The sequence below is a fragment of the Burkholderia sp. LMG 13014 genome, from assembly GCF_905232215.1.
Taxonomy (GTDB): domain Bacteria; phylum Pseudomonadota; class Gammaproteobacteria; order Burkholderiales; family Burkholderiaceae; genus Burkholderia.
Window position 1 is genome coordinate 1 of sequence record NZ_CAJNKE010000775.1, and the last position, 2,358, is coordinate 2,358.

2 protein-coding genes and 2 pseudogenes are annotated in these 2,358 nt (G+C 66.8%); 1 reads left to right on the forward strand and 3 read right to left on the reverse strand.

Annotated elements, in window-relative coordinates:
• Positions 1 to 138 (forward strand): annotated as a pseudogene (locus JYJ84_RS34430) (CPBP family intramembrane glutamate endopeptidase); the annotation flags it as partial.
• 20 nt (positions 139 to 158) lie between these two features.
• Here the strand turns inward: JYJ84_RS34430 and JYJ84_RS34435 are convergent.
• From JYJ84_RS34435 to JYJ84_RS34445, 3 genes and pseudogenes are all read right to left on the reverse strand, one after another.
• Positions 159 to 1,139: an aldo/keto reductase gene (locus JYJ84_RS34435; RefSeq protein WP_122947259.1), complete on the reverse strand. Its 981-nt coding sequence runs from the start codon at positions 1,137 to 1,139 to the stop codon at positions 159 to 161.
• Positions 1,140 to 1,314: 175 nt separating this feature from the next.
• Positions 1,315 to 1,986, reverse strand: coding sequence for a MarC family protein (locus JYJ84_RS34440; RefSeq protein WP_043184423.1), 672 nt, complete (start codon positions 1,984 to 1,986; stop codon positions 1,315 to 1,317).
• 127 nt (positions 1,987 to 2,113) lie between these two features.
• Positions 2,114 to 2,358 (reverse strand): annotated as a pseudogene (locus tag JYJ84_RS34445) (enoyl-CoA hydratase/isomerase family protein); the annotation flags it as partial.

A 2,358-nucleotide genomic window follows, 5' to 3' on the forward strand; every position in this document is an offset into this window, starting at 1 on the left:
CTCGGCACGGTGGCCGGCATCGGCTACGGCCTCGCATGGCGACGCGGCGGACTGCTCGCGTCCGCGCTCGCGCATGCGGGGCTGAACGTCGTCCACTTCGGCCTGTTCACCTACCCGATGCTCGCCGCCGCGCGCTGACCGCCGCGCGGCGCTGCCGCTCAGTTGATCCCGGCGACCACGTGCGGCACGTACGGGCGTTCGAGCGTGGCAATCTCGTCGCCGGTCAGTTTCAGCTCGAGTGCGGCGAGTGCGTCGTCCAGCTGCTGCGGCTTCGAAATGCCGACGATCGGCGCGGTGACCCCGCGCTTCTGCGCGACCCACGCGAGCGCGACCTGCGCACGCGGCACGTTGCGCGCGGCCGCGATCGTCGCAACGGCGTCGATGACCGCCTTGTCCGACTCCGCCGTCGCATCGTAAAGCCGCTGGCCGACCGCATCGCTCTGCTGCCGTTCGGTCGACTCGTCCCAGTTGCGCGTCAGGCGGCCGCGCGCGAGCGGGCTCCACGGAATCACCGCGATCCCTTCGTCTTCACACAGCGGCAGCATTTCCCGCTCTTCTTCCCGATACAGCAGGTTCAGGTGGTTCTGCATGCTGACGAAGCGGGTCCAGCCGTGCTGCTTCGACGTGTGCAGCGCCTTCGCAAACTGCCACGCGAACATCGACGACGCGCCGATGTAACGTGCCTTGCCGGCTTTCACGACGTCGTGCAGTGCCTCGAGCGTCTCCTCGAGCGGCGTGCCGTAGTCCCAGCGGTGAATCTGGTAGAGATCGACATAATCGGTGCCGAGCCGCTTCAGGCTCTGGTCGATGTCCGTCATGATCGCCTTGCGCGACAGCCCCGCGCCGTTCGGCCCCGGCCGCATCCGGTAGAACACCTTGGTCGCGATCACGATCTCGTCGCGCTTCGCGAAATCGCGCAGCGCGCGGCCGACGATCTCCTCCGACGTGCCGTCCGAATACATGTTCGCGGTATCGAAGAAGTTGACGCCGGCTTCGACTGCCCGCTGGATGATCGGGCGGCTCTCCGCTTCCGGCAGCGTCCACGGATGCGAGCCGCGTGACGGTTCACCGAACGTCATGCAACCCAGCACCAGGTTGGACACTTCCAGCCCTGTCGATCCGAATTTCACGTATTCCATTGCACGCCTCGCCATTGAAGTTGAGCTGACGGCCGGATGCGCGCCGCGCATCCGCCGGACCGTCGCATGGTATCGCGGGTGGCGAAAAGGCGTGCGGCGTCGCCGCATCGTGCGAAGAGAGTAGTTGTCAGCGCGAGGTCGTGCGGGGCGCCGGTTGCACGGCGGCGCCGGCCGCTTACTTGACCTGGTCGGCGATCGGCTGCAGGAACGCGGAAAAGCCGGTCAGCATGATCTGCACGCCGATGCACAGCAGCAGGAACGCCGACACGCGCTTCGCGACCTTGGTGCCTTCGCTGCCGAGGTAGCGCGACAGCAGCGCGGAGCGGCTGTAAACCTGCCAGATCACGATCGCAACCAGCACGGAGACGGCGATCGACACGATGCTCGACAGCATGAACTCCGACAGCTTGTGCGTGCGGTTCGCGTTCAGCGCGATCGCGGTCGCGATCGAGCCGGGGCCGACCGTCAGCGGCATGGTCAGCGGGAAGAACGCGCGCGTCATGATCGCGTTCGCGTCGATCGGCTTGACCGGTGTGTCGCCGCCGCCCGGGCCGTCGGGTTCGTTCAGCATCTGCCAGCCGGCCACTGCAACCGCGAAGCCGCCGCCGATTCGCAGCGCTTCCATCGAGATCCCGAAGAAATGCAGCACCGGCGTGCCGGCGAAGAACGCGACCATCAGCACGATGAACGCGTTGAACGCGACCTTTCTCGCGAGCAGATCGCGTTCCTGCTCGGTGAGCGCCTCGGTCCGTTCGAGAAACAGGAACGCGATGCCGATCGGGTTGATGATGCCGATCAGGCCGGTGAAGCCGAACAGGATCTCGGAGATAAGGCGGTTGACGATCATCGGATGAAGAATCGGTCGGGGCTGGGCCGGCAGCGCGCCGGGGGTCACGCATTGTAGAGCAAGCGCCCGCGCCCGAGCCGCAAATTGCGGCCGGGCCCGCCGCACGGCCGATCGTCGCCGTTTTCCGTTACTCGGCGCCCGCCTCCCATGCCGGCGGCCGCTTCGCGAAGAACGCGGCGAAGCCTTCCTTCGCTTCCGGTGTCGCCCGCACGCGCGAGATCGTCTGCGCGGTGAACGCCGCACGCTCGTCCGACGGCGGATACTCGCCGATCGCGTCGAAGAAGCGCTTGATCTCCATCAGCGCGTTCGGGCCGTTACGACCGAGTTCGGCGATCGTTTTGTCGAGCGCTTCGTCGAGCGCATCGAGCGGCA